At 68.5% G+C, this 21,911-nt stretch carries 22 protein-coding genes and 1 pseudogene; 11 read left to right on the top strand and 12 right to left on the bottom strand.

Features of this window, described 5'->3' with window-relative positions; genetic code table 11:
- Positions 1 to 282 precede the first annotated feature (282 nt).
- Entirely contained in the window at positions 283 to 564 is a 282-nt protein-coding gene (locus tag NQZ70_RS13635) for a hypothetical protein (protein ID WP_129574598.1), read from the top strand.
- 25 nt (positions 565 to 589) lie between these two features.
- Positions 590 to 1,360, top strand: a complete 771-nt coding sequence (locus NQZ70_RS13630) for a hypothetical protein (RefSeq protein WP_129574597.1) — start codon at positions 590 to 592, stop codon at positions 1,358 to 1,360.
- A gap of 202 nt (positions 1,361 to 1,562) precedes the next feature.
- Here NQZ70_RS13630 and NQZ70_RS13625 read toward each other — a convergent pair whose 3' ends face one another.
- Together NQZ70_RS13625 and NQZ70_RS13620 are read right to left on the bottom strand one after the other, a co-directional pair.
- Positions 1,563 to 3,941 carry a beta-L-arabinofuranosidase domain-containing protein gene (locus NQZ70_RS13625; protein WP_129574596.1) on the bottom strand — a complete coding sequence of 793 codons (2,379 nt, stop codon included), beginning with the start codon at positions 3,939 to 3,941 and terminating at the stop codon, positions 1,563 to 1,565.
- A 119-nt stretch (positions 3,942 to 4,060) separates the two neighbouring features.
- Positions 4,061 to 4,246, bottom strand: coding sequence for a hypothetical protein (locus NQZ70_RS13620; protein WP_237245287.1), 186 nt, complete (start codon positions 4,244 to 4,246; stop codon positions 4,061 to 4,063).
- Between the two features lie 1,070 nt (positions 4,247 to 5,316).
- On the opposite strand from NQZ70_RS13620, the gene NQZ70_RS13615 reads away from it, so the two are divergent.
- The gene (locus tag NQZ70_RS13615; RefSeq protein WP_129574595.1) at positions 5,317 to 5,625 is read left to right on the top strand and encodes a hypothetical protein; all 309 of its coding nucleotides are present in this window, start codon (positions 5,317 to 5,319) and stop codon (positions 5,623 to 5,625) included.
- Between the two features lie 28 nt (positions 5,626 to 5,653).
- On the opposite strand, the gene NQZ70_RS13610 is transcribed toward NQZ70_RS13615, so the two are convergent.
- Entirely contained in the window at positions 5,654 to 6,547 is an 894-nt protein-coding gene (locus NQZ70_RS13610) for a LysR family transcriptional regulator (RefSeq protein ID WP_129574594.1), read from the bottom strand.
- A gap of 102 nt (positions 6,548 to 6,649) precedes the next feature.
- Here NQZ70_RS13610 and NQZ70_RS13605 point away from each other — a divergent pair, with 102 nt between their 5' ends.
- The 3 genes from NQZ70_RS13605 to NQZ70_RS13595 all read left to right on the top strand — a co-directional run bounded on the left by NQZ70_RS13605 (position 6,650) and on the right by NQZ70_RS13595 (position 8,770).
- A complete protein-coding gene (locus NQZ70_RS13605; RefSeq protein ID WP_129581332.1) occupies positions 6,650 to 7,519 on the top strand; it encodes an SDR family oxidoreductase in 870 nt (289 codons plus the stop codon).
- Positions 7,520 to 7,560: 41 nt separating this feature from the next.
- Positions 7,561 to 8,034: an SRPBCC family protein gene (locus NQZ70_RS13600; RefSeq protein WP_129574593.1), complete on the top strand. Its 474-nt coding sequence runs from the start codon at positions 7,561 to 7,563 to the stop codon at positions 8,032 to 8,034.
- 67 nt (positions 8,035 to 8,101) lie between these two features.
- Entirely contained in the window at positions 8,102 to 8,770 is a 669-nt protein-coding gene (locus NQZ70_RS13595) for an NAD(P)-dependent oxidoreductase (protein WP_129574592.1), read from the top strand.
- Positions 8,771 to 8,892: 122 nt separating this feature from the next.
- Here NQZ70_RS13595 and NQZ70_RS13590 read toward each other — a convergent pair whose 3' ends face one another.
- Positions 8,893 to 9,360, bottom strand: a complete 468-nt coding sequence (locus NQZ70_RS13590) for a DUF4260 domain-containing protein (RefSeq protein ID WP_129574591.1) — start codon at positions 9,358 to 9,360, stop codon at positions 8,893 to 8,895.
- A gap of 113 nt (positions 9,361 to 9,473) precedes the next feature.
- Between NQZ70_RS13590 and NQZ70_RS13585 the strand changes: the two genes are divergently transcribed.
- Positions 9,474 to 10,436, top strand: coding sequence for a LysR family transcriptional regulator (locus NQZ70_RS13585; protein ID WP_165373944.1), 963 nt, complete (start codon positions 9,474 to 9,476; stop codon positions 10,434 to 10,436).
- A 38-nt stretch (positions 10,437 to 10,474) separates the two neighbouring features.
- A complete protein-coding gene (locus tag NQZ70_RS13580; protein WP_129574589.1) occupies positions 10,475 to 11,101 on the top strand; it encodes a hypothetical protein in 627 nt (208 codons plus the stop codon).
- A 179-nt stretch (positions 11,102 to 11,280) separates the two neighbouring features.
- Here NQZ70_RS13580 and NQZ70_RS13575 read toward each other — a convergent pair whose 3' ends face one another.
- The gene (locus NQZ70_RS13575) at positions 11,281 to 12,339 is read right to left on the bottom strand and encodes an SDR family oxidoreductase (RefSeq protein WP_165373943.1); all 1,059 of its coding nucleotides are present in this window, start codon (positions 12,337 to 12,339) and stop codon (positions 11,281 to 11,283) included.
- A 60-nt stretch (positions 12,340 to 12,399) separates the two neighbouring features.
- Here NQZ70_RS13575 and NQZ70_RS13570 point away from each other — a divergent pair, with 60 nt between their 5' ends.
- A complete protein-coding gene (locus tag NQZ70_RS13570) occupies positions 12,400 to 13,362 on the top strand; it encodes a LysR family transcriptional regulator (RefSeq protein WP_165373942.1) in 963 nt (320 codons plus the stop codon).
- Between the two features lie 50 nt (positions 13,363 to 13,412).
- Here NQZ70_RS13570 and NQZ70_RS13565 read toward each other — a convergent pair whose 3' ends face one another.
- Positions 13,413 to 13,559, bottom strand: coding sequence for a DUF4260 family protein (locus NQZ70_RS13565; RefSeq protein WP_237245285.1), 147 nt, complete (start codon positions 13,557 to 13,559; stop codon positions 13,413 to 13,415).
- 35 nt (positions 13,560 to 13,594) lie between these two features.
- Between NQZ70_RS13565 and NQZ70_RS13560 the strand changes: the two genes are divergently transcribed.
- On the top strand, positions 13,595 to 13,765 hold the full coding sequence (locus tag NQZ70_RS13560; RefSeq protein WP_207217832.1) for a hypothetical protein: 171 nt from the start codon (positions 13,595 to 13,597) through the stop codon (positions 13,763 to 13,765).
- Positions 13,766 to 13,806: 41 nt separating this feature from the next.
- Here the strand turns inward: NQZ70_RS13560 and NQZ70_RS13555 are convergent, their stop codons facing one another.
- From NQZ70_RS13555 to istA, 6 genes and pseudogenes are all read right to left on the bottom strand, one after another.
- Complete coding sequence (locus NQZ70_RS13555) at positions 13,807 to 14,742, bottom strand: hypothetical protein (RefSeq protein ID WP_129574586.1); 936 nt, start codon at positions 14,740 to 14,742, stop codon at positions 13,807 to 13,809.
- The gene (locus NQZ70_RS13550) at positions 14,739 to 15,188 is read right to left on the bottom strand and encodes a hypothetical protein (RefSeq protein ID WP_207217831.1); all 450 of its coding nucleotides are present in this window, start codon (positions 15,186 to 15,188) and stop codon (positions 14,739 to 14,741) included. Before NQZ70_RS13550 ends, NQZ70_RS13555 begins: the two co-directional genes overlap by 4 nt.
- A gap of 317 nt (positions 15,189 to 15,505) precedes the next feature.
- A pseudogene (locus NQZ70_RS13545) lies at positions 15,506 to 15,688 on the bottom strand (ATP-binding protein); the annotation flags it as partial.
- A 24-nt stretch (positions 15,689 to 15,712) separates the two neighbouring features.
- Entirely contained in the window at positions 15,713 to 17,830 is a 2,118-nt protein-coding gene (locus tag NQZ70_RS13540; protein WP_129574328.1) for a recombinase family protein, read from the bottom strand.
- 213 nt (positions 17,831 to 18,043) lie between these two features.
- Positions 18,044 to 18,718, bottom strand: coding sequence for an IS21-like element helper ATPase IstB (gene istB / locus NQZ70_RS13535; RefSeq protein ID WP_269467624.1), 675 nt, complete (start codon positions 18,716 to 18,718; stop codon positions 18,044 to 18,046).
- On the bottom strand, positions 18,715 to 19,953 hold the full coding sequence (gene istA / locus NQZ70_RS13530) for an IS21 family transposase (RefSeq protein WP_129581331.1): 1,239 nt from the start codon (positions 19,951 to 19,953) through the stop codon (positions 18,715 to 18,717). Before istA ends, istB begins: the two co-directional genes overlap by 4 nt.
- An 843-nt stretch (positions 19,954 to 20,796) precedes the next feature.
- Between istA and NQZ70_RS13525 the strand changes: the two genes are divergently transcribed.
- Positions 20,797 to 21,759 (top strand): ATPase, encoded by a 963-nt coding sequence (locus NQZ70_RS13525; RefSeq protein ID WP_129574584.1) that lies wholly within the window; start codon positions 20,797 to 20,799, stop codon positions 21,757 to 21,759.
- Positions 21,760 to 21,911: the final 152 nt, after the last annotated feature.

Here is a 21,911-nt window from a genome sequence, read left to right as displayed (position 1 = left end):
GTTTTCTATCCTGCTCGGCACCACGAGGCAGCCATTGGGATGTCACGTGCCGCGAGATGACCTGCACACGGTCGCCATGGTGCCCAATCCGTGATCGAGGCGCAGCGCCGTTACGCCCCAAGGGCGCTCGAGACGCCGGCGGTGCCCGCGACGAGCACGGGCTGCCCCACCTCGATGGCCCTCTCCCGAGAGCGACCCCTCAGGTGGCCTCGCCCGGCCAGGGCGACGCCCGTGCGCGCGAGGCGCGCCGACGGGAGCCGCGCCGGGGTATAGTCGCCGCCTATGCTCGATCGTCAGCAGGTGCTGCGCCAGACGCGGGCCCGGCTGCACCCGGAGCGCATCGCCCGGCGGGAGGACGCGCTCGCGCGAGCGCGCACGCTGATCGAGGGCTCCCTCGGGCAGTTCGACGAGGCCGGCCTCCGGCGGCTGCTCCAGCTCTTCAACGCCGACCACGTCGACGGCCGCGACGTGAACAATCGCTTCGCCACCGGCCTGATCGGCAACAACGCGAACCTGCTGGTCGCCGCGCTCGACGGCGTCAACGCGGCGGTGCCATCGTTATGAGCGCCCCAGGGACCTCGATCCGTACGTGCTCGCCCTCTCGCAGTGGCACGCCAACGCGCGCCTGCGCGACCACGTGTTCGACGCGCAGGACTCCCTCGGCTACCGCGAGCGCCTCGCGCAGATCTTCAGGCCCTACACCACGTGGGTCGATTCCTGCCGGTGGCACGTTCGCGACCGCCGGAGGCTCGGCCTCCTGCCGGGCGACAGCGCGTACTCGCTGTCGCTCCACGGCCTCGAGCTCGGCGTCACCGGCCTCAACTCGGCCTTCCTGCAGCTCACCGGCGGCGACTACCAGGAGCGCTTCGCCGTGGACCCGCGCCAGCTCCACGCCGTCTGCGACGAGTACGCCCCCGAGTGGTTGCAGCGCCACCACATCAACCTGCTGCTCACCCACCACCCGCCCGAGTGGCTCCACCCGCAGGCACGCCAGGAGTTCCGCCAGGAGGTCGATCCGGCCGGTCGCTTCGCCGCCCACTTCTTCGGCCACATGCACGAGGGCACCGCCACCTCGACCGCCCACGGCGGCGGCCACGCGCGTCACGCCCTGCAGGGCGCTTCCCTCTTCGGTCTCGAGGAGCACGACGGCCCCGGCGGCCGCGGCGTGACCCGCCTCCATGGCTTCAGCGCCGGCCGCTTCGAGCTGCTCCCCGGCGCGGCGCAGGCCCGCGTGCGCGTCTTTCCCCGGCGCATGTTCACGAGCGCCAGCGGGCGCAGGATCGACCGTGACGTCTCCGCCTACCACCTCGATGAGCGCGGCTCGTTCGCCTACGAGGTCCCGACCGCCCGCCGCGCATGACGCCCTTCACGCTGTTGCCGCCGGGCAAGGGCGGCAACAGCGGGGACCAGGAGGGCAAGAGGATCTCGGGCGAGGACGGCGTCGACGCCGCGCTTCCAAACGACACTCGCCACCTCTGTACAAATGAGCTGGTCGAGCGTCGAACCATGTTCATGCTTCCCGAGCGGCGAAAAGTTACTCGGGCGCAGGCAGATGTGGAGGCTTATCGCGCACCGAAGGTCCGCGACCCCTGTGGAGCCTCACGACGTCTCCCCCGGCGCCACGCGACCAGGCCAAGGCCGAACAGCGCGGCGAATGGCCAGCGTTCCGACGAAGCACGACTGAGCGTGCAGGAGCAACCCGCACTGCCCTGGTCCGTGGTGCCATCATCCGCGCCCCCCGAGCCACCGGAGCCGCCCTCGGACGCGCCGCCAGTGGATCCGTTGCCAGGCGACCCGCTACCAGTCGACCCGCTGCCTGTCGATCCGCTGCCTGTCGATCCGCTGCCTGTCGATCCGCTGTCAGCCGATCCGCTGCCAGTCGTTCCGCCGCTTTCCGAAGACGAGACGCTATCGCACAGCTTGCCAGTTCCAGGAGGGGGCGAGCACACGCCGTCGTCTGGGATGTTTTCACCCGACGTCCCAGTGAGACGGAAGTAGATGCCGTACCTATCTTCGTATCGCTGATAGTGCGGAGTGAACTTCAACGTGTTATTGGAGTCCGTGTTCCGCAGCGTGAATTCCACCGTACCCGGGGTTTGAACCAGGTTGTTCTCGATGTCGGCGATCCACTCGTTGATCGTGATACCGTTGTTGATGCCGATGGTGTCTTTGATGACGACACCAGGGGGGATAGTAGCCTTCTCGGATGCCCACTGGGGCTCCGACAGCATCCTCTCCGTCCCGAGACCAGCGCTCAAGACGACCGGTCCGTAGACGAACGCCACCGCATTGGGGTTGTCGGGAAGTCTCGACACCTTCACCTCCATCGGCAGCGTGAGCTCCACCTTGTCTCCGGGCTTCCAGGCGCGATTTACCGTAAGATAGCCGTTCGCCTCCGTTGCGTCGCATGCCTGACCGTTGACCGTGATCGTCACGGGCTGACACCGAGCAACCCAGGAGGGCTTTCTGAAGTTGATCGTGACCGCATCGGCCGGGGCAGCGGCAATCTCGAAAAGCGCCTTGTCGGAAACAGGAAAATTGGAGGTCTGCTTCAACGACAGCCCCCGCGCGGACCAATTCAACGTCGAGCTGAGGAACATGTTGACGTACAGATCCGTGTCGTCATGGAAGTACAAGCTGTCATTGAGCTTGGTGTAGTTCTCCATGCCGGTTCCGTTGCAACACCAGAAAGTGTCCTCCGGTTTGCCGAACAGCTTGAAGTACCCTGTCCCCATCGGTTTGAAGTAGGTCGTCATTCCGTTCGTCGGATTGACGGCAGACATGATCTCGTTGATATGGGTCTGCTCGTAGTAGTCGGCATACTTGACGTCCCCCGTGGCTTTGAAGAGCCCCCTCGACAGCTTCAGCATGTTGTACGAGTTGCACGTCTCGTTGTTCACGTTGTCCCTTTGCGCGTCCAGCTGTCTGGGCTCGTGAAAATGCTCGAGCTGGCTATTCCCACCGGTGACATACGTGTGATCCCTCAACACGATGGTCCAGAACTTTTCTGCCGCGGTGTAGTAGAAGTTCTCCGTTTGGCCCAGCGTCCGATAGCGGTTCAGGGCGCCGATGAACTTGGGGATTTGCGTATTGGCATGCTTGCCTGGCAGGACGTTGTTGCCTTGAGAAATCGGAGTGAAGAGCGAGTCCTCGTCGAAAATGTGGGCTGCCGCCAGGTGATTGGCCTTGTTCGTCAGCCTGTACAGATCGTACAGGCAGTCGTTCATGCCGCCGTACTCAACGCCCAGGACCTTCCTTCGAAGGTCCGCATTCCAGGTTGAGCTGCGATTGTAGGCCCAGTCCCCCAACCTGCTCGCGATCTCGAGGGCCGTTGCATTTCCTTCGAACTCGTAGACGTCGATGAGGCCTGCGATGATCTTGTGCATCGTGTACCATGGCGCCCAGCTGGAGCCGCTGGCCTTCCCCTCGATGACGTCGAAATGCGTCTCCGGCGACGCGAACAGGTATCCTTTGGGACTCGCGTCTTGGAATGATTTCAACTGGCCGATCGTGTAGTCGATCTTCTGCGCGATGGCGGCGCTCTGCCCCGCGTCGGAGCTACTGAGTTGTTTGTACGCTCGCGCCATGGCGGACAGATAGTGGCCTATCGTGTGCCCGCGCAGAAGGCTCCAGCCGCCCTCCCACCCACCGTAGAGATTGAGGCCCGGCGAATTCCCAGGGTCCTTTCCTTGCGACACCGCCTTGAAGCCCGCCAGAAGTCGGTTGGGATCGAGGCTCATGATGTACGCGATCTCTTTCGAAGAGATGTTCTGGTAGTACGCGTCGGTCACGCTCACCTCGTCCAGCGCGAACTCCTGCAGCTTCTCGACGGGGTCAGCGGCGGACGCCGCCCCTGGAGCGAGGGCTCCGAGCAGAAGCGAAACAGCCAACGCGGCGGCGCCCGAGAGCGAGCGCCGGGACTGCAGGATTCTCTTACTCATGACAGTTCCCTTCAGATCTCGAATGCGTTGTATCTAGGAAATTCGAGACGAGACTACGCCGCGCCAAACAGCGACGAGGCCTCCTCTCTATTCACTTGTCGACCGTCGCGCCATCGCGCTCAAGCACTGCCCAGACCGCTCTTCGACGTTGGCAAATCGACCATGTGATCGATGCCGATGGGCTGCATGCTGACGAGGAACGCCGCGCCGCGGGCGAAGAACATGCCCGCGAGCGTCACCAGGAGCGGGGGCAGAGAAAACCGATGGATCAGGTGCCCCGTCATCGCGCCGAACGAGACAGACACCGCGAGGCGTTGTGACCCGGCCACGAGGCCAGCACCGCCGCATCTTTGAAGGAATCATCTCCGGTGAACAGCAATCGATATTTCACGACAGCCGCCGAACGAGCGCGGTATGCCGTGTTCTCTGGTGGAGCCCCCTCGGCCCGATGCCCATCCCCATCGTTCAGCGATCGCTTCCGCGACGACCGAGCGAGCAGAGCCGATGCGAAAAAAAAAATCGATCAGACGACGAAGGCCTCGGTACGCGTGGCGACCCGAGCAATGCGCAGCAACAAGGACACCCGTGGACGACAATGTTAACGTTAACATTACCGCTGTCAATTCCAATCGACAGGTTTGTAAGTATCTCGATCCCGAGGGTTCACGAGGCTGGCGGGCTCCTCCGCAGCGCCGCGGCAAGAGGGGCGGGCGCCTTGCCGCGCTCGTCGCCGGCCCCGTCGACGAGCTCGAAGCCGATCAGCGCATCGGCGGCTGGCGCGCGACGCGGCGCGTGGCGACCGCATCGCCAGCACGAGGTCGCGCCGCCGCGCGCCGGCGGTGGCGGCGCTGCAATGCCTGCGTGACCGCGGCCCGATGCTCGCGCCATCCTGACGCGGCGCACCAAAAATTAACGCGACGCGCCGGGAGGTGACCTGTCTGCCATCGGGGCGTGAGGGCGGTCGCCGGCGGCCGTTCCGAATTGACATTCGATTTGTTAACGCTAACATTTCTCTCCGAGGCACCGCTTCAGCGCTGTTCGAGACCAGGGTCGTCATGCTGAGGCACGAGCAGCGGGAGGCCCGATCGAGCCCGTTTTTTCGTTTCCTATCAGCGGGGAGCGGGTGGAGGCGTTCATGAACGCGGGGGGCGCAAAGTATGGTTGGATCCTGTCGCGCGCGAGGGCGGCGCAGCGACCCCCCCGCACCACGCGGTAGCTCCCCTCGCCCCGCAGCCCGCGCGCGACCTCCGCCGGCGCCACCTCCCCGGCGAGCAGCCGCCCGTACGCCTCCACCACCCGCCGCGGTCTCGCAGGCGACCTCGAGCGCCGTCTGGATGAGCGTTCGATTCGCTTCGCCGCCCACATCTTCGGCCACATGCACGAGGGCACCGCCACCTCCACCGCCCACGGCGGCGGCCAGGCGCGTCACGCCCTGCAGGGCGCCTCCCTCTTCGGTCTCGAGGAGCACGACGGCCCCGGCGGCCGAGCCGTGACCCGCCTCCACGGCTTCAGCGCCGGCCGCTTCGAGCTGCTCCCCGGCGCCGCGCAGGCCCGCGTGCGCGTCTTTCCCCGGCGCATGTTCACGAGCGCCGGCGGGCGGCGGATCGACCGTGACGTCTCCGCCTACCACCTCGATGAGCGCGGATCGTTCGCCTACGAGGTCCCGATCGCCCGCCGCACATGACGCCTCGCCCGCGGCGGGATTAGCCGCCTCATGCCCCGATAAAGGCCGCCAGCTCGTCAGGCTTTCCCATGGGAAAGGCTTCCTTCAAATGGTCGAGGAAGGCGGAGACACGAGCGCTCAGCAGCCGCCGGGACGGATAGAGCGTCCACAGGGCGATGTCTGGGCCGTCCACATCGCCCCAATGCACCAGAGCTCCAGCGGCCAGATCGTGACTTACGAGTGAAATGGGGAGGCGTCCGGCGCCGACGCCCGCTCGGACAGCATCGCGGACCATGATGAGCGACGACAGGCGCAGGACTGGATCGACCACGATGCGGGTCCTTCCAGCTGGCGCCGTGACATCCCAGGCTGCAGTCCGGTCGCCTGCCCCCCGCACGACAGCCGGAACAGCGAGGTTGTCCGCCGGTCGAGCGAGGCCCGGGCTCGCGACGACGACCAGCCGATCGCGCAGCAAGATTCGTCCGACAAGGCTCTCATCCGGATCCGGATTGACCCGGATTACCAGGTCATAACCTTCCTCTACCATGTCGACGGTCCGATCTTCCGTCGTGACCTCGAGCCGGACCTCCGGATATTTCAGCGCGAACCCGGCCGCAATCTTACCCATCGCGATCTGCGAGAAGAGCAAAGGCGCGCTGATTCGCAGCTTGCCTCGCGGCCGGCCCCCACCCGAGGCGATCGCCGCCGCAGTCTCGTCGAGCTCGGTGAGCAATGCCCCCGTTCGCTCGAAGAGCGCCCGTCCTTCCTCGGTGAGCTTCAGTGTGCGCCCCCCGCGCTCGAAGAGACGCAGGTCGAGGGCGGCCTCCAGCTCCGCGACCCGGCGGGACAGGGTCGCCTTCGGGCGCCCCGCGGCGCGTGCGGCTCGTCCGAAGCCTCCGTGCCGGGCGACGAGGCTGAAATCGGCGAGAGCAAGCAGATCCATGCGTTCCACCAGCGAGACGGTCTGTCCCAAGTTAACGTCTATCGGCACGAATGTGAACCACTAATTTACAGGGTGTCTTTCGACCCAAGCGGAGCGATCCCCATGACCATCCTCATTACCGGCGCGACCGGCACAGTCGGCCGCCAAGTCGTCGAACAGCTCGCGAAGCGCGGCGCCGACGTGCGCGCGCTCGTCCGCGATCCCGCCAAAGCGAACTTCCCGGCGGGCGTCGCCGTCGCGCAGGGCGACCTGCTCGACGTCGACTCGCTGCGGAGCGCCTTCTCGGGCGTCTCCACGCTCTTCCTGCTCAACGCCGTGGTGCCTGACGAGCTCACCCAGGCCCTGATCGCCCTCAACGTCGCCCGCGAGGCCGGCGTCGAGCGGATCGTGTACCTGTCGGTGATCCACAGCGACCGCTACGTGAACGTGCCGCACTTCGCGGGCAAGTTCGCCGTCGAGCGCATGATCGAGCAGATGGGCCTCCGCGCCACCATCCTGCGTCCCGCGTACTTCATGAACAACGATCTCACGATCAAGGACGTGGTGACCGGATACGGCGTCTACCCGATGCCGATCGGCGGCAAGGGGCTCGCCATGGTCGACGCGCGCGACATCGGCGAGATCGCGGCCATCGAGCTGATCCGCCGCGAGCAGGCCGCCGCCCCGCTTCCCCTCGACCGGATCAACCTCGTCGGTCCCGACACGCTGACCGGCGCGGATGCCGCGGCCATCTGGACGGAGGTCCTGGGGCGCCCGATCGCCTATCCTGGCGATGACACCGCCGGGTTCGAGCGGAACCTCCGGCAGCTCATGCCGAGCTGGATGGCCTTCGACATGCGCCTGATGAGCGAGCGCTTCCTCAGCGAGGGCATGGTCCCCGAGGTCGGCGATGTGGCACGTCTCACCACGCTCCTGGGACGCCCCCTGCGCTCCTACCGCGATTTCGCCGCCGAGATCGCGACCTCGGCCTGACGGCCGAGCGAACCTCAACGCTCACGACAAGGAACATCATCATGATCTATTCGACCGCCACCGTCCCGGTGAACCCGGAAGGCGAGACCGAGCTGACCCGCGCGCAGGCATGGGAGGGCCTGGTCCTCAAGGCCCGCGACGCCCGCCTGTTCCTCCCGCCCGGCCTCTGCACCCGTTGCGACGTCGTCGAGGAGAGCGGTTCTCACATCGTGCGTGAAGCCACGATCGCGGGCGACGACCTCCGCGAGATCATCACGTTCGAGCCGCAGAGCAAGGTCACTTTCTTCCAGGCCACCGGTCCCCGCGAGGGCGCGATCATCAACGAGCTGTTCGAGGACGCCGACGGCGCGCTCCAGCTCCGCTTCTACTGCTACCTCGGCCTGCGCGGCAAAGCGCCGAACGGCCCCGAGGAGCAGGCCGAGCAGGCGTGGATGAACGGCGATAAGGGCTACAAGACCGCCTTGCTGTCGACGCTGAAGCGCACCCGCGAGCTGCTCGCGGAGGGCCGGCTCTGATCGCCGCGAGGGACATGAACGACGGGGCTGCCTCTCAGGAGGCGTCCCGCTCTCCGAGGTAGCTACCATGCAAGACTCCGTGACCGACGACACCCGGACTGCCGAGCCGAAGATACTGGTCCTGGGAGCGACCGGCGCCACCGGCCGCCTGATCGTCGGCCAGGCCGTGGCGCGAGGGTACGATGTCACCGTGCTGGTGCGTTCTGCCGAGAAGGCGAGTGACCTCAAGGGGGCGAAGCTCATCGTCGGAGACGCCCGCGACGAGAGGGTCCTGCGCCAAGCGCTCAAAGGCCGGGACGCCGTGGTCAGCGCGCTCGGCACGCCCGCTAGCCCATTCCGCGAGGTGACCCTCCTGTCGTCCGCGACGCGCGCGCTCGTGAGCGCCATGAAGAGCGAGCAAGTCTCACGCCTGGTCTGCATCACAGGGATTGGCGCCGGAGACAGCGCTGGGCACGGCGGCTTTCTCTTCGACAAGCTGATTTTCCCGCTCCTCTTGCGCAAGGTGTACGCCGACAAGGACCGGCAGGAGACTCTCGTCAGAGACAGCGGGCTCGACTGGGTTCTCGTTCGCCCTTCCGTCCTCAACGACAAGCAAAGCCGCAACACGATCCGCGCGCTCACGGATCTCTCCAGCTTCCACGGCGGAACCATATCGCGAGGAGATGTCGCGAGCTTCGTCTTGGACCAGGTGCGCGACGACACCTGGGTGCATCGTTCTCCGTTGATCACCTGGTGAGAGCAACTCAGCGCGCTCAGACCTGTGGTTCGGCGCTCGGCGTCGTGCGTCGGCCTCGCGACCGTTGAAACCATCGTTGCTTGAGAGAGCGCGAGAGCATCGCTCCAGGCAGCGCACGCCGCTCACGCCGCGCGCTTCGAGCCCACGCGGCCGAGGTGCGTGTCGCCGAACGCCGTCCCGTACTTGAGCCCATAGCCCAGCATCCGATCGAAGCCGATGTGCCCGACCCAGATCGCCGCGCCGAGCAGCAGCGCCGGCGAGCCGAGCGCGACCGACGCGCCCGCGAGCAGCGCCGGAGCCAGATGGCTGTGCCCCGCGTTGTAGGCCACCGCGCCCGCTCGCGGGCCCGCGAGGTAGCCGAGCAGCGACAGGTCGGGCAGGAAGAACAGCGCCGCGAACCATCCCCAGCTCCCGCCCAGGTGCGCGTAGGCGAGCAGCGATGCTCCGAGCACGAGCGCGCCCTCGAGGCGCAGGAGCGCGCGCGGCATGCCCTTGGCCCCGCCCGCCGAGACCTCGCAGGCGGGCTGCGGCGCGGGGCGGCGGGTGGAGGGAGCAAGGTCGAGCGCAGGGAGCGTCGCGGCGGTGGTCATGGTCGTTCTCCTCGTCGTGCGTACCGGCGCGGGTGCCGGCGACGTGGAGAGCATGGTCGCCGCGGGTGCTCATGAACATTGTACAAATGCGTCCATCCGCTCATCATCTTTTGATGAGCCCAGCCGAGCCCTCGTGGGACCTGTACGGCGCCTTCCTCGCCGTCATGCGCACCGGCAGCCTCTCCGCCGCCGCGCGCGCCCTCGACGTCGCGCAGCCCACCGTGCGCCGCCAGATCGAGCAGCTCGAGGCGCAGCTCGGCGTCGTGCTCTTCACCCGCGCGCCGAACGGCCTGGTGCCGACCGAGCTCGCGCTCGCCACGCTGCCCTACGCCGAGTCCATCGCCGCGAGCGCGCGCGCCCTCGTGCGCGCCGTGTCGAGCCCCACCGACGCCGACCGCGGCACCGTGCGCGTCACGTGCAGCGAGGTCGTCGGCGCCGAGGTGCTTCCCCCGATGCTCGCCGCGCTCCGCGTCGCTCATCCCCGCCTTCAGATCGAGCTCGTCGCCACGAATCGCACCGAGGATCTCCTGCGCCGCGACGCCGATGTCGCCGTGCGCATGGCGGAGCCGACGCAGGCCGGCCTGGTGAGGCGCTGCGCCGGGCGCGTCGAGCTCGGCCTCTTCGCCACCAAGGCGTACCTCGCCGCGCGCGCTGCCCCGACGTCGCTCGCGGGGCTCGTGCCGGACCACGCCCTCATCGGCGCCGACCGCTCCCGCGCCATCATCGACGGGCTCGCCGCCGCCGGGCTCGTCACCACGCCGCGCGATTATGCGTTCCGCAGCGACAGCGACATCGCGAAGCTCGCCGCGGTGCGCGCCGGCCTCGGCATCGGGGTGTGCCAGCTCCCGCTCAGCCGGCGGCCGGTGCCGCTCGTGCGCGTGCTGCCCGCGCTCACCTTCCACCTGGACGTCTGGGTCGTCATGCACGAGGATCTGCGCGCCGTGCGCCGCGTCCGCCTCGTCTTCGAGCACCTCGTCGCGCAGCTCGGTGCCTACGCGACCCAGGCACACGAAACACGGCCGGCGGCGGCGAAGGCCCGGCCGCCGGGCACGCGGCGAAGGCCCAGCTCGGGCTGAGCGGCGAGGACCCCTTCATCCAGAGGATCGGGACCGGCATGGATCGCAGCACCTACCTCCGTCAGGATTTGTGGCGGGGCTTTTACTTCGAGCTGGCGATCGAGATCGGGCCAGCAGGAGATGACAGTCGTGCCAAGCGCGCGCTCGAAACGCTGTGGCAACACCCAGCGCTGCGCGGACCATGGGAGCGCAAAGACGACTTCGGCTCTGATCCGATCGTGCCTGTGCTTCACCAGTCGCCTCTCGTGGGGTGCTTGAGGTTCAACGATGTCGAGCTCGGCTGCATGTCGTGGTTCATCCGGGAAGAAGCTGGCTCCGATTGGCTTGACCTCTCGATTCCCACCGGGATGCTCGAGGCTGCATATGGGGCTTCGTACCCTCTCGATGCGCAGACGGATCCCTGGCTCGTGCGACTGGAGCGTCTCCTCGCGACGATCGGTGCGCGTATCTTCGAGGTGGAGCCCTTCCAGCTAGGTCTCCTGGGGGAAGAGGCGTCTGGTGCGAGCAGCGCGTCCGAGCTGACCGTCGAGGAGTGTGAGCGGGGCGGGCTCTTGGTCCCGCTGCAGCTCTGGGAGTCATGTGGAGCCAGGCGGGCTCCGGAGCTGATTGCGCCCGGTCTGGCGTTCGTACCGTCCTTCGGCCCGCACATCACGTACGGCGGCTGACCAGCGCTTGCGGCGGACGATCTTGCGCTCGCCGCTGAAGCGTCGGTAGCTCGGGCTCACAGCGCGAACCCCTGCAGGAACCCGCTGGCAATCGGTCAACGGCGAACATGGTCCTCGGCTCCGCCGTCCTGCGCAGTCGCGGCGTCGTCTCGCGCGCCCTTTGCGGTTGCTGCGCAACGCTATCTCCCGAGTGCGGCGCCGAAGCGCGTCGCCGCGAGGTAGTCGCACCAGCGCTCGACGCTCGTCCGGATCGGCGGCATCGCCAGCCCGATCGCGCGGGCGTGGGCGTCGGCCGCTCGGGTGTCATAGGCATCCTCGGCGAGGAACGACAGGCTCTCTCGCGGCACTCCGGTGAGCGCCTCCGGCAGCAGGCGTACCAGGCCGACGGGCAGCACCCACCTCGGGGGGCGGCGCTCCAGGTGGGCGGCGATGCCGCGGACCAGCACGGGCAGCCGCGGCGTCGCCTGATCGAGGACGCAGAGGTCCTGTTCCGCGGTCTCGGGGCGCTCGGGCACGCTCGCCAGGAAGCGCGCCAGGTAGTCGACGGTCACCAGCGGCAGGAAGGTGCGCTCGCTGCCGACCAGGGCCGGCAAGCGGCCCTGCCAGAGCCGCTCGACGGTCTCGCCGAGGCCGGTGAGCTGCGTTGTCTCGCCGGTGCGCGAGTCGCCGATGACGCTGCTCGGATGCACGGCCGTCCAGCGCAGCCCGCGCTCGGCCGCGAAGCGGCGCACGGCGAGATACGACTCGTGCTTCGACGCCTCGTAGGCGCCGAACCGGCGGTAGAGCCGGCCCCGCGCGCGCTCGGTCAGCGCGCTCTCCGCGCCCGGCCGGGTGCTCGCGTGCAGCATGCGGTAGCCGCCGAGATAGACGAAGCGCCGCAGGCGGGGCCGCGAGAGCGCCCACCCGGCCGCGTGCAGCGAGCCCTCGACATTGCAGCGCCGCGCCTCCTGCACGCCGAGCCCGAAGGCGAAGCGCGCCGCCAGATGATAGACATCGCGCACCTGCTCGAAGCCGTCCGCCAGGCCGAGCGACGCCGCTTCCACATCGCCCTCGACCACCAGGAGCCGCCGCGAATCGCCGCCGTGCGCGTCGACGAACGCGGAGAGCGCTGCGGCCCGCTGCCGCGCGCGGCGCACCGGCGCCGCCACGACCTTGGTCCGGGTCAGCTCGGCCAGCAGCCAGCGCCCGATGAACCCCGTACCCCCCGTCACCAGAACCTCGACGTCGCTCACGTTCATAGGCCGCCCAGCATGCGTCGCTGGACCCATGATGAAAATTGGATGTATCTCATACCAGGTATGAGCGAGATCGATGTCCGCAGCATCAACCTGAACCTCCTTCCCGCCCTCGAGGCGCTGCTCATCGAGGGCAGCGTCAGCGCTGCGGCGCGCCGCGCCCACGTCAGCCAGTCGGCGATGAGCCACTCCCTGGCGCGCCTGCGCGAGCTCTTCGGCGATCCCCTGCTCACCCCCCTCGGCCGCGGCCTCGCCCCCACGCCGCGCGCCCTCCAGCTCCGGGCGGCCCTGCCCGCCGCCTTCGAGCATCTCCGCCGCGCCCTCGCTTCCCCCGAGCCCTTCGATCCGCGCACCTCGGCGCGCACCTTCCGTATCGCCACCGTCGACCACTTCGAGCTCACGACCCTCCCCGATGTGCTCGACCACCTGGGCAAACACGCCCCCTTCGTACGCCTGGAGATCGAGCGCTTCTCCCCCGATACCGTCCCCGCGCTGGTCCTCGGCGACGTCGATCTGGCCCTGATCGGCGCCTCCCAGCCCGTGCCCGCGGCTGGTCTCCGCCGCGCGCCGTTCTACGAGGAGCCCTTCGCCGTCGTGGTCCGCAAACGCCACCCGGCGATCACGCGCCGCCTCGACCTCGAGACCTACGTCTCCCTCGGCCACGTCCTCGTCAGCGTCGAGGGCCGCCGCGACGGCGCCGTCGACCGCGCCCTGGCCCGCCTCGGCAAGAGCAGGCGCGTTGCCCTGCGCGTGCCTCACTTCATGGCCGCGCCCCTCGCCGTTCGCAGCTCCGACCTCATCTGCACGATCGCGAGCAGCGTCGCCCAGCGCGCCCGCGAGCTGTTCGGGCTGCGGGTCGTCGCGCCCCCCTTCGAGCTGCCCGCCGCGCAGGTCGTGGCCCTGTGGTCGCAGCGCCACGACGACGACCCGGCGCAGCGCTGGTTCCGGGATCTCTTCTTCTCAGGCCGTGCCCTCTCGCCGCACCTGCGGGCCCTGGTCCGCCGGGGCGCGGGGGAGCCCGGCTGACGGTCTGGCGCAAAGAGCGCGAGAGCATCGCTTCATGCAGCGCACGCCGCTCACGCCGCGCGCTTCGAGCCCACGCGGCCGAGGTGCGTGTCGCCGAACGCCGTCGCGTACTTGAGCTCATAGCCCAGCATCCGATCGAAGCCGATGTGCCCGCCCCGGATCGCCGCGCCGAGCAGCAGCGCCGCGCGATGATGCATTCCGCAGCGACAGCGACATCGCGAAGCTCGCCGCGGTGCGCGCCGGCCTCGGCATCGGGGTCTGCCAGCTCCCGCTCAGCCGGCGGCCGGTGCCGCTCGTGCGCGCGCTGCCCGCGCTCGCCTTCCACCTGGACGTCTGGGTCGTCATGCACGAGGATCTGCGCGCCGCGCGCCGCGTCCGCCTCGTCTTCACGTACGGCGGCTGACCAGCGCTTGCGGCGGACGAGGTTCTACGGAGGAGGCAGAATCACTCGTCCTTGATGCCGACGCACGCGCCGTCGACGCACGCGGGGCGCCCGGTCATGGTTTGCTCGCTGCTGCATTGGTGCTCCGCCGGGAGGCAGTCCGGGCAGGTCTCCTCGGCCGCGAGGCGCAGCGTCTCGTAGGTCGTGCCGATGGCGTTGCCGGCGATGGGGACCGCACAGCTGGGGCCACAGCGCGTCCACAGCAGGGTGAACGTACAATCCAGGTCCGTCTGGCAGGCGCGCGCCAGCGCGAGCGTCGCGGCTCGCTCGGGCTCGAAGGCGTCGCGCTGCTCGAAGCAAGCTGCAGACTGCGTGATGCACTCGGCGCAGCACCCGGCGCCGGTGTAGACCAGCTCCTGCCCTTCCGGACAGGCGCTGGGACACACGACGTCGGCGCACGGGCCGACCGGCACCGGCGGCGGCTCGGCGCACACCGGGCAGCAAGCACCTGCCGCCGAGCGCGGCTCTTGGCCGTCCGGGCACGCGAGCGGGGCGCATTGGCGCAAGTCGCACTCGCCGCTGACGGGCGAAAGCTCGGCTTCGCACGCCAGGGTCGAGGACCGACTGCCACCTTTGCGGCCGACATAGCAGCTCAGTTTGTACGTGTCCTCGGCGTCCGCCTGCTTTATCGCGGTGCATCCGCGCTCGAAGCCGTCTGCCTCATCGGCCCGCAGGCTGAACCCCGAGCTCAAGCCGCTCCTGCTGTACCCTGAGCGAGGCAAGCCCGTCTGGTCCCCGCTCACGCTGACCGAGCACGACGCATCCTCCAGCTTGATGGTGACGACGCCCGCAGGACCACAATCGCCGGTCACATTGACGGTGATGCTCTCGGCGTCGTTCAAAACGCACGTCGGAATGTCCCCGCCGTGCGCCACCAGCGAGGCGCCCGTCGCGATCAGCGCCACCAGCTCGAGCTTCTGAGCTACCCACCTCTTCATCGTTTTCTCCCCTGATTGTTCGACCACCAGCACGCGAGCAGCACCATCGGCAACGCCAGCAGGTCGGTCGGATCCACGCGATTGGCTGGTGACCGCAGCGCCACGAGCGAGCCGAGCGCGGCGCAAAAGCCGTCGAGCACGGCCGACGCCGCTGCGCTCGTCTTCACCAGCGTGAATACAAGCGCCGTCGTGACGGCCCCGAGCGCCACCCGCCGCGCTCGCGACCAGCGCGTGACGCGAGCGAGCAGCGCCGCCACGAACAGCGGCAAGAAGAAGCAGGCGGCAAAGTCGCTGAGCTTGCCGGCGAGCACGACCGGCGCCCGCCCCTTGAGCCAGAAGTTGTTGAACGTGAACAGCGCGACGGCCGCCAGCGGCGCCCACGCCAAGAACTCGGGCGCGCGCCGCCCTTCCTGAAGGGTCCCTTCCATGTCGACCTCGGTTCCCACCCTGGCAAGCTTCGCTCGCGAGCCTGGCAAGCTGCGGACCAGCGGACTTTCCGCGGAATTTTCGGTGTGCGGCGTCCGATACGGCCTGACAGCTGCGCCCTACCTGCGTGAACGCGCCACCGGTGACGGTGACGTGTGCCTGCGGCCCCGAATCGCCCCGGCTCGCGCGCGTCGCACCCTGCCCGAAGGCGCTCCGGCCCGCCGTCTCCTTGCCCCGTCTCGCGCGCGCCGCGCCCTGCCCGAAGGCGCTTGTCAAGCGACAGTAACTTTTGACCCCCTGACGACACTAAAACTGACCCCCTCCCTGCGCCTCTGGATCACCTGGCCGGCGCGGCGTTCCCGCCGAGCAGCCCCGCCTTCTTTTTCTGCTTCAGCCTGTAGCTGTCTCCCGAGATCATCAGGGTGTGGCTGTGGTGGAGCAGACGGTCGAGGATGGCGGCGGCGAGGACGTCGTCCCCGAACACCGTGCCCCACTGCGTCACCACCTGGTTTGTCGTGATCGACCACGCATGATGCATCTCCTGTCACGTTTTCTTCGAGGGCTTCCTCGCCTGGTGCATGAGGTTCTTGCGGCGGAGTTGGCGCAGCCGCCGCAGCTCGGCCTTATCGGCGATCACCGCCCGCTGGCCGTCGATCCAGCGCGTTTGCACCAGCCCGCGGTTGACCCACCCGTACATCGTCACGACGGGCATCTTCAGCTCGCGAGCCAGATCTGCAAGCCACCAAGCGTTCTCTGCGTCCCTGGGGGGCGGCTTGGGGCCGCGAGGCACGTTACCGTAACGATGCAGCAGCATCCGCACGAGGCGCTCGTTGAAGTGGTTGTGCTGCGTCGGGGTGATCCAGCCGTCAGCATTGAGTTGCTCGGCGATGCGCCCTGCGGTGAAGCCTTTGCGGCGCAAGTCGTGGATCGTAGCCATGAGCGCGTCCTTGTCGCCCGTCTGGACAAGCTTGTGGACGGGGCGGCGGAGGCGTTGGTGCGTCAGACGGCCACCGGCCCAATGCACCACGAGATCCGTCCACGAGCTCTCGCGGTTGGCCGAGATATCGACATGGTCGATGAGGAGCCGCAACACCGTCCTGCGATCCGCGGGCGTCGTGGTGGGCGCGTTCCAGAGCGCCGGCAGGTCGGTCGCCAAGGCGCGGATGGCAGCGACGTCGTCGGGCGTCAGGGCCTGCGGCATCTGCTTCGAGTGCCGCTCGTACGACTCGCGCAGGTCGCGCTCCGCGCGGAGAGCGTCCTCCCAGGCGCGCTCGAGAGTGCGGGCGACGAGTCGATTCTCGGGCTCGACGCTCTTGAACTGGCGCGCGGCGCGCTCCGCCTCGTAGCGTGCCCGTTCGAGTCGCTGCTGCCAGAGAGCCTCCTGCTGGGCGCGCTGCTGCTCGAGATCGGCGCGGACCCGAAGGCTAATCTCCAATGCGGCCGGAGCCAGCGCCGCGATCGCCAATGCCGTAACAGCCTGATCGATGCAGCTACCCGAGATATTGATGCAGAGACGGCTGCCATGGTGGGCCGCCTCCTGACCGCAGACGTAATGCGGATAGATTCGGCCCTTGTATTTAGCGTACCGGACGAACATGCCCAGGTTGCAGCGACCGCACCTGATGAGCCCTTGAAGCAAGGCACTCCCGCTGCGTACCGCACCCGTGCTGTTTGACTTTCGGTTGGCCTTCAAGCGAGCCTGGTTACGCTCAAATTGCTCCCATGTGATGTAGGCGGGAAAGCGATCGCGGACGCAGGCTTGCCAGTCCTCCGGCTCGACCAGCGGTGTGCGCCCCGTGGCCGGGCGCCCGGGTTGTTGTCGCCGTGGATCCGTCTGTCGCCGTCCGTACACATACGCACCTGCGTAGATGGGATTGCGGAGCATGTTGATGACCATACCGCGGTGGGGACGGTGCCACTCGAGAGCTCCGCGGTCGCCTCCAGAGCGACGGCGCACGCCTATCTGAAGTCCCTGCTCGACCAGGGAACGGAGCACTCCGTGCGCGGTCCCGAGGCGGTCAAATTGCTCGAAGACGAAGCGCACGACCGCCTGGACCGACTCATCCGGATCGAGGACGACCTCGCCGGATGCCTGCAGGAGGTAGCCCGATGGCACCGGCTTGCTCAGTTCTCCACGGCGCGCCTTCTGCCGCTTGCCCTGGAGCAGCCGCTGCCGCAGGATGTGTAGCTCCGCTTCGGACATCGTCCCCTTCAGCCCCAGGAGCAGGCGATCGTTGTAGAGCGACGGGTCATAGAGTCCGTCCAGGTCGGCAATCAGGGTGCCGAAGCGAGCGCACAGCTCGAGCAATTGGTGCCAGTCCTTGTTCGAGCGCGCGAGCCGAGACATCTCCACACCCAAGATGATTCCAACGTGGTCGAGCGCGACCTCGGCCAAGAGCCGCTGGAAGTCCTGCCGCCCTGCCGCCGACGCCCCAGAGGTCCCGAGATCCTCGTCGAGCACCAGGATGCGCCCCGATTCCCAGCCGAGCTCGCGCGCCATGGTTTCGAGGCTGTATTGTAGGCGGGTCGACTCCTGGTGGTGCTGGACCTGATGCAGTGAGGACTGCCGGATGTACACGACCGCGAGGCGTTCAAGGTGGCGACCTCCGATCTTCGTCGGGCGCTCCTCGATTCGCACGTTCGGCGCCGCCGACGTCTTCATCGGCCGCCTCCTCGCGCGCCGCCAGGTGGCGGCTTATCATCAGACTCAGAACGCTTACGAGTTGTGTCTGACGCTCGGGCGTCAGTACCGTCCACAGATGATCCGCCGTGGTCCTCTGCGCGGACATGGGGCACCGTTCGTCCTGGATCGCGCCGCTCTTGCGGGGCTCCGTCGCACCGCATGTGCAGCCAGCGTGCCAGCGCCAGCAATGCCTCAGCGGCGACGATCGGCTGAGTGGGGTTCGAATCCTCTGTGACTCTCGCTGTACTGGGCTTGGTTGATCGTGATCATGGTGCTGCTCTTCTCGTATCTCCTGGCCACGAGCTGGAAGAACAGATGGGCGCTCTGCCGCTCGAAGGGCAGGTAGCCCAGCTCATCGACCACCAGCAACTTCGGCTTCGTGTAGAGCAGCAGCTTCTCCGCGAGCTGTCCCTCGGCTTCCGCCTTCGACAGCGCCGCCAGCAGCGCGGTCGCGCTCGTGAAGAGCACCGAGTGCCCCGCCTCGACCGCGGCCCGCCCCAGCGCGATGGCCAGATGCGTCTTGCCCACCCCGGGCGGGCCGAACACCAGCACGTTCTCGGCCTCGGCGATGAAGCGCCCGGTGGCGAGCTCGCGGACGAGCTTCTGGTCGATCGAGGGCTGGAACTTGAAGTCGAAGTCCTCGAGGGTCTTGATCGCGGGGAAGTGCGCGATCTGGATCCCCATCGCCACCCGCTTGCGCTGCTTGGACCCGATCTCCTCGCAGAGCATCTTGTCCAGGAAATCGAGGTAGGTCGGCTCGGTCCTGGCCGCCTCGGACAGTAGGGCGTCGAGCCGCTCGGCGATGGATCGCATCCTGAGCCGGCTCAGGCTCTCGACGACGCGTGCATGCACCAGCTCGCGGCTCACGAGGCCACCCCCTCGATGACGGCTGCGTAGTCCGACAGGCTTCGGCCCATGGCCTCCAGGGCGCTCAGGGGCGCCTCTGGCGGCGTCGGCGCGGCGGGCCTGCGCCACAGCCCGTCGAAGTGGCTGGGGTCGGTGACGCGAGCATGGGGCTCGAACGAGCGCTCATGCCGCGCCACCAGCTCCGTTCCTCGGTAGATGCGGACCTCGCGCTCGCCGACGACGACCTCCACGGTGTCGCGCACAAGCTGGTGCGGGACGCTGTAGCGGACCGTGTCGACGTCGACGAGGGCGTCGTCGGCCACGCGTCGGCGAAGCCGCTGCTCTCGGACCGGCAGGGGCCGTGACGGCAACGGCCGGAGCGCGTGCCGCTCATCGCGCTCGAAGCGCACAAGCGGCGCCTCGTGCGTCGTGCCATGGATGCGGTGGTCGGCCTCGGCCATCCACCGGACCAGGTGGGCTTCGAGCGCGGCGAAGGACTCGAACTCGCGCCCGGCCAGCCCGTTGCGCTTGACGTACTTGACGCCCGACTCCGTCTTGCCCTTGGTGCGCGCCCGGTAGGGCCCGCAGGCGCGCGGGGTGACGTCCCAGTCCCGGCAGAAGGCGAGATAAGCCGGGTGGAACGTCACGGAGCCTGTCTCGCGCTCGCGGCCGAGCACCAGCGAGCGCGCATTGTCCCCGAGCATGGTGCGAGGCACGCCGCCGAAGTGCCGGAAGGCTTCTGCGATGCCTTCGCGCCAGTCATCCTGTCGCTCGCTCAGAAAAGCCTTGACGAAGAGCCTCCGTGAGTGACTCAATACGGCGACCAGCAGGTGCACCCGCACGAACGTGCCGGCGATGCGGACCTGCTTCTGACCGAAGTCGATCTGCATCTGATAGCCAGGGTCGGTCTCGAACCGCACGCTGGCCACGTCGGCAGCCCTCTGCCCACGGCGAAGATCGGCAACGACGCGCTGCACGGTCCTCGGGCTCACCGTGATGCCACGGCTGACAAGCTCGCCTGCGACGACCACGGCGTTGCCCTCCGCCAAGCCGGTGAACAGCTGCTTGGCCTCAGCGCGGCCATCCTCGTCCAAGCAGCGACCACGAGGGCGCACCTGCACCTCGGCGGCAGCTCCACCGCGCAAATAACGGCGGACCGTATTGCGAGCCACGCCGAGCTCCGCGGCGATCCGTTTGGAGCCCCACCCTCGGGCCGTAAGCTCGCGAATCTGCCGGATAACGTCCGGCTCGATCATCTCTTGCACCTCCGAACCGAGAGGTGCCACGTCCAAGTCCCTGATTTCCATGCCGTTTCCTCCGCTCTGGCGCGAGGGAGGGGGGTCAGTTTTACTGTCGCGCGGGGGTCATTTTTACTGACGCTCTACAGCGCTCCGGCCCCCCTCTCGCTCGCCTATCGGACGATATAGCGCTACCGCGGCACGCCTGCGCAGCCCCGCCGCCCCTCCTGCGCAGCCCCGCCGGCCCTCCTGCGCAGCCCCGCCGGCCCTCCTGCGCAGCCCATTGGCCCTCCTGGACAAGCCCCGGCGACCTTCTGCGCAGCGCCGTCGGCCGGCCTGCGCAGCCCATCGGCCCTCCTGGACAAGCCCCGGCGCCCTCCTGCGCGGCCCCGGTGGGTCTCCTGCGCAGCCCCGCAGGCTCTCCTGCGCGGACTGGGCGCCCTCCTGCGCACCCCCAGTTGGTGTCCTGCGCTACACTGGCCCCCGTCCTGCGCGGCCCTCGCGACCCTCCTGCGCGCCCCCGCTGGGGTCCTTCGTCATCATCGTCGGGTTCCTGCGCAGGCCCGATCGGTCTCCTGCGCAGCCCCGGCGTCGTCTCGCGAGCCTTTTGTGGTTGCAGCGCAACTCTTTTTCTTTCGTGCACCACCTCCGCGGCCCGCTGCCCGCGGCGCCAGGCACGCCGCCCCCCTCGATTCGATGCGCGGCACCCCGCCTCTCCCAGCCTCGGCCCGAGCGCCTCCTTCGGGGCGCGACCGACTCGTGCTCTCCTCTGGCCAATGCCTTGTTCGCCGATACCCTCGCCGATCTTCCAGCCCCTCATTCCGAGGGGCGCTGGCCCCGACAAGGAGGCGTATTTTTACCATGGCAAAGGCATCCACCACCACGTTGTCCAGGACCGACAAGGTTGCAACGAAGCGCGCGTCGCGCGAGACACGGGGCGCGCCTCGCTCCTCGACCGGCGCAGCAGCGTACACGCTGAGCGCCGCCCGCGAGGCCGAGCTCCTGCGAGAGGCCGAGTCGCTGGGCGACAACACCATGATTTTCCCCGGCAAGCTCGCCCGGCGCGTCATCTGGTCGAGCCGCATCCAGCTCGCCGCCGAGCGCGACGCGGCCGATCTCGTCCGCACCCCCTTCCCCGAGGACGAGCCCGCGCTGACACGCGAGGAGATCCGCGCGCTCCGCGACAAGATCGAGCTCCTGCGCGTCACGCAATCGCGCTGGCAAGCCGTGCAGCAGCGCCAGGAGCAGGCCGTCGCGATGTTCAAGGGGCCGGCCGCCGAGGCCGCCCTGCACCGGCAAACGCTCCTCCGCTTCTTCGATCTCCGCTTCAAGAAGAGCCCCGAGGGGCAAAAGCGGCTCATGGCGATCCGCGCGGGCAGCGGCGACGCGGATCTGGTCCAGGACGTCTCCGACCTGCTCTTGCTCTGCTCCGAGCACGCGGAGGCGCTTCGCAAGGCGCCTCGCGGCGAGGCCGACGCGGCGGCCCGGCTCCGCGAGCTCTCGCCCGAGCTCGCGCGCATGCTCGCCGACAAGACGTTCTCTCCCGAGGCGCAGCGCTCGCGCAAGCTCCGCGACGCCGCCTACACGCTCGTCGTGCACGCCGAGCGGAGGCTGCGCGCCGCCGCGGAGTACTGGTATGCCGGCACGGACAAGATGAAGGATTATGCGCCCTTCCCCGTCTCCCGCGGCGCCGCGTCCACCGGAGATGAAGAGGAAAAGGAGGAAGGCGAGGCCGCCGCGGAGAACGGCGCGCCGGAAGGCGACGCGTCGGAGGTGGGCGCGACGGAAGACGGCGCGCCGGGCGAGGGCGAAGACGAGGGGTGATCGCCTCAGGCCGCGGCGGGCGCGTCAAGGAGGGGGGCGCCTGGCGCGTCGCGAGGGGTCGAGGCTCCCCAGCCAGCGCGCCGGCCCGGCCGGGCGCCACGCGGGGACGCTCGGGCGGGGCCGACGGCTGCGGTGGTCGAGGCGGCAAGGGG

Origin of the sequence: Sorangium sp. So ce836 (assembly GCF_028553905.1) — a bacterium.
Taxonomy (GTDB): domain Bacteria; phylum Myxococcota_A; class Polyangia; order Polyangiales; family Polyangiaceae; genus Sorangium; species Sorangium cellulosum_D.
Note: the sequence above shows the minus strand (reverse complement) of the source record. Positions and strands in the feature narration are given on the sequence as shown.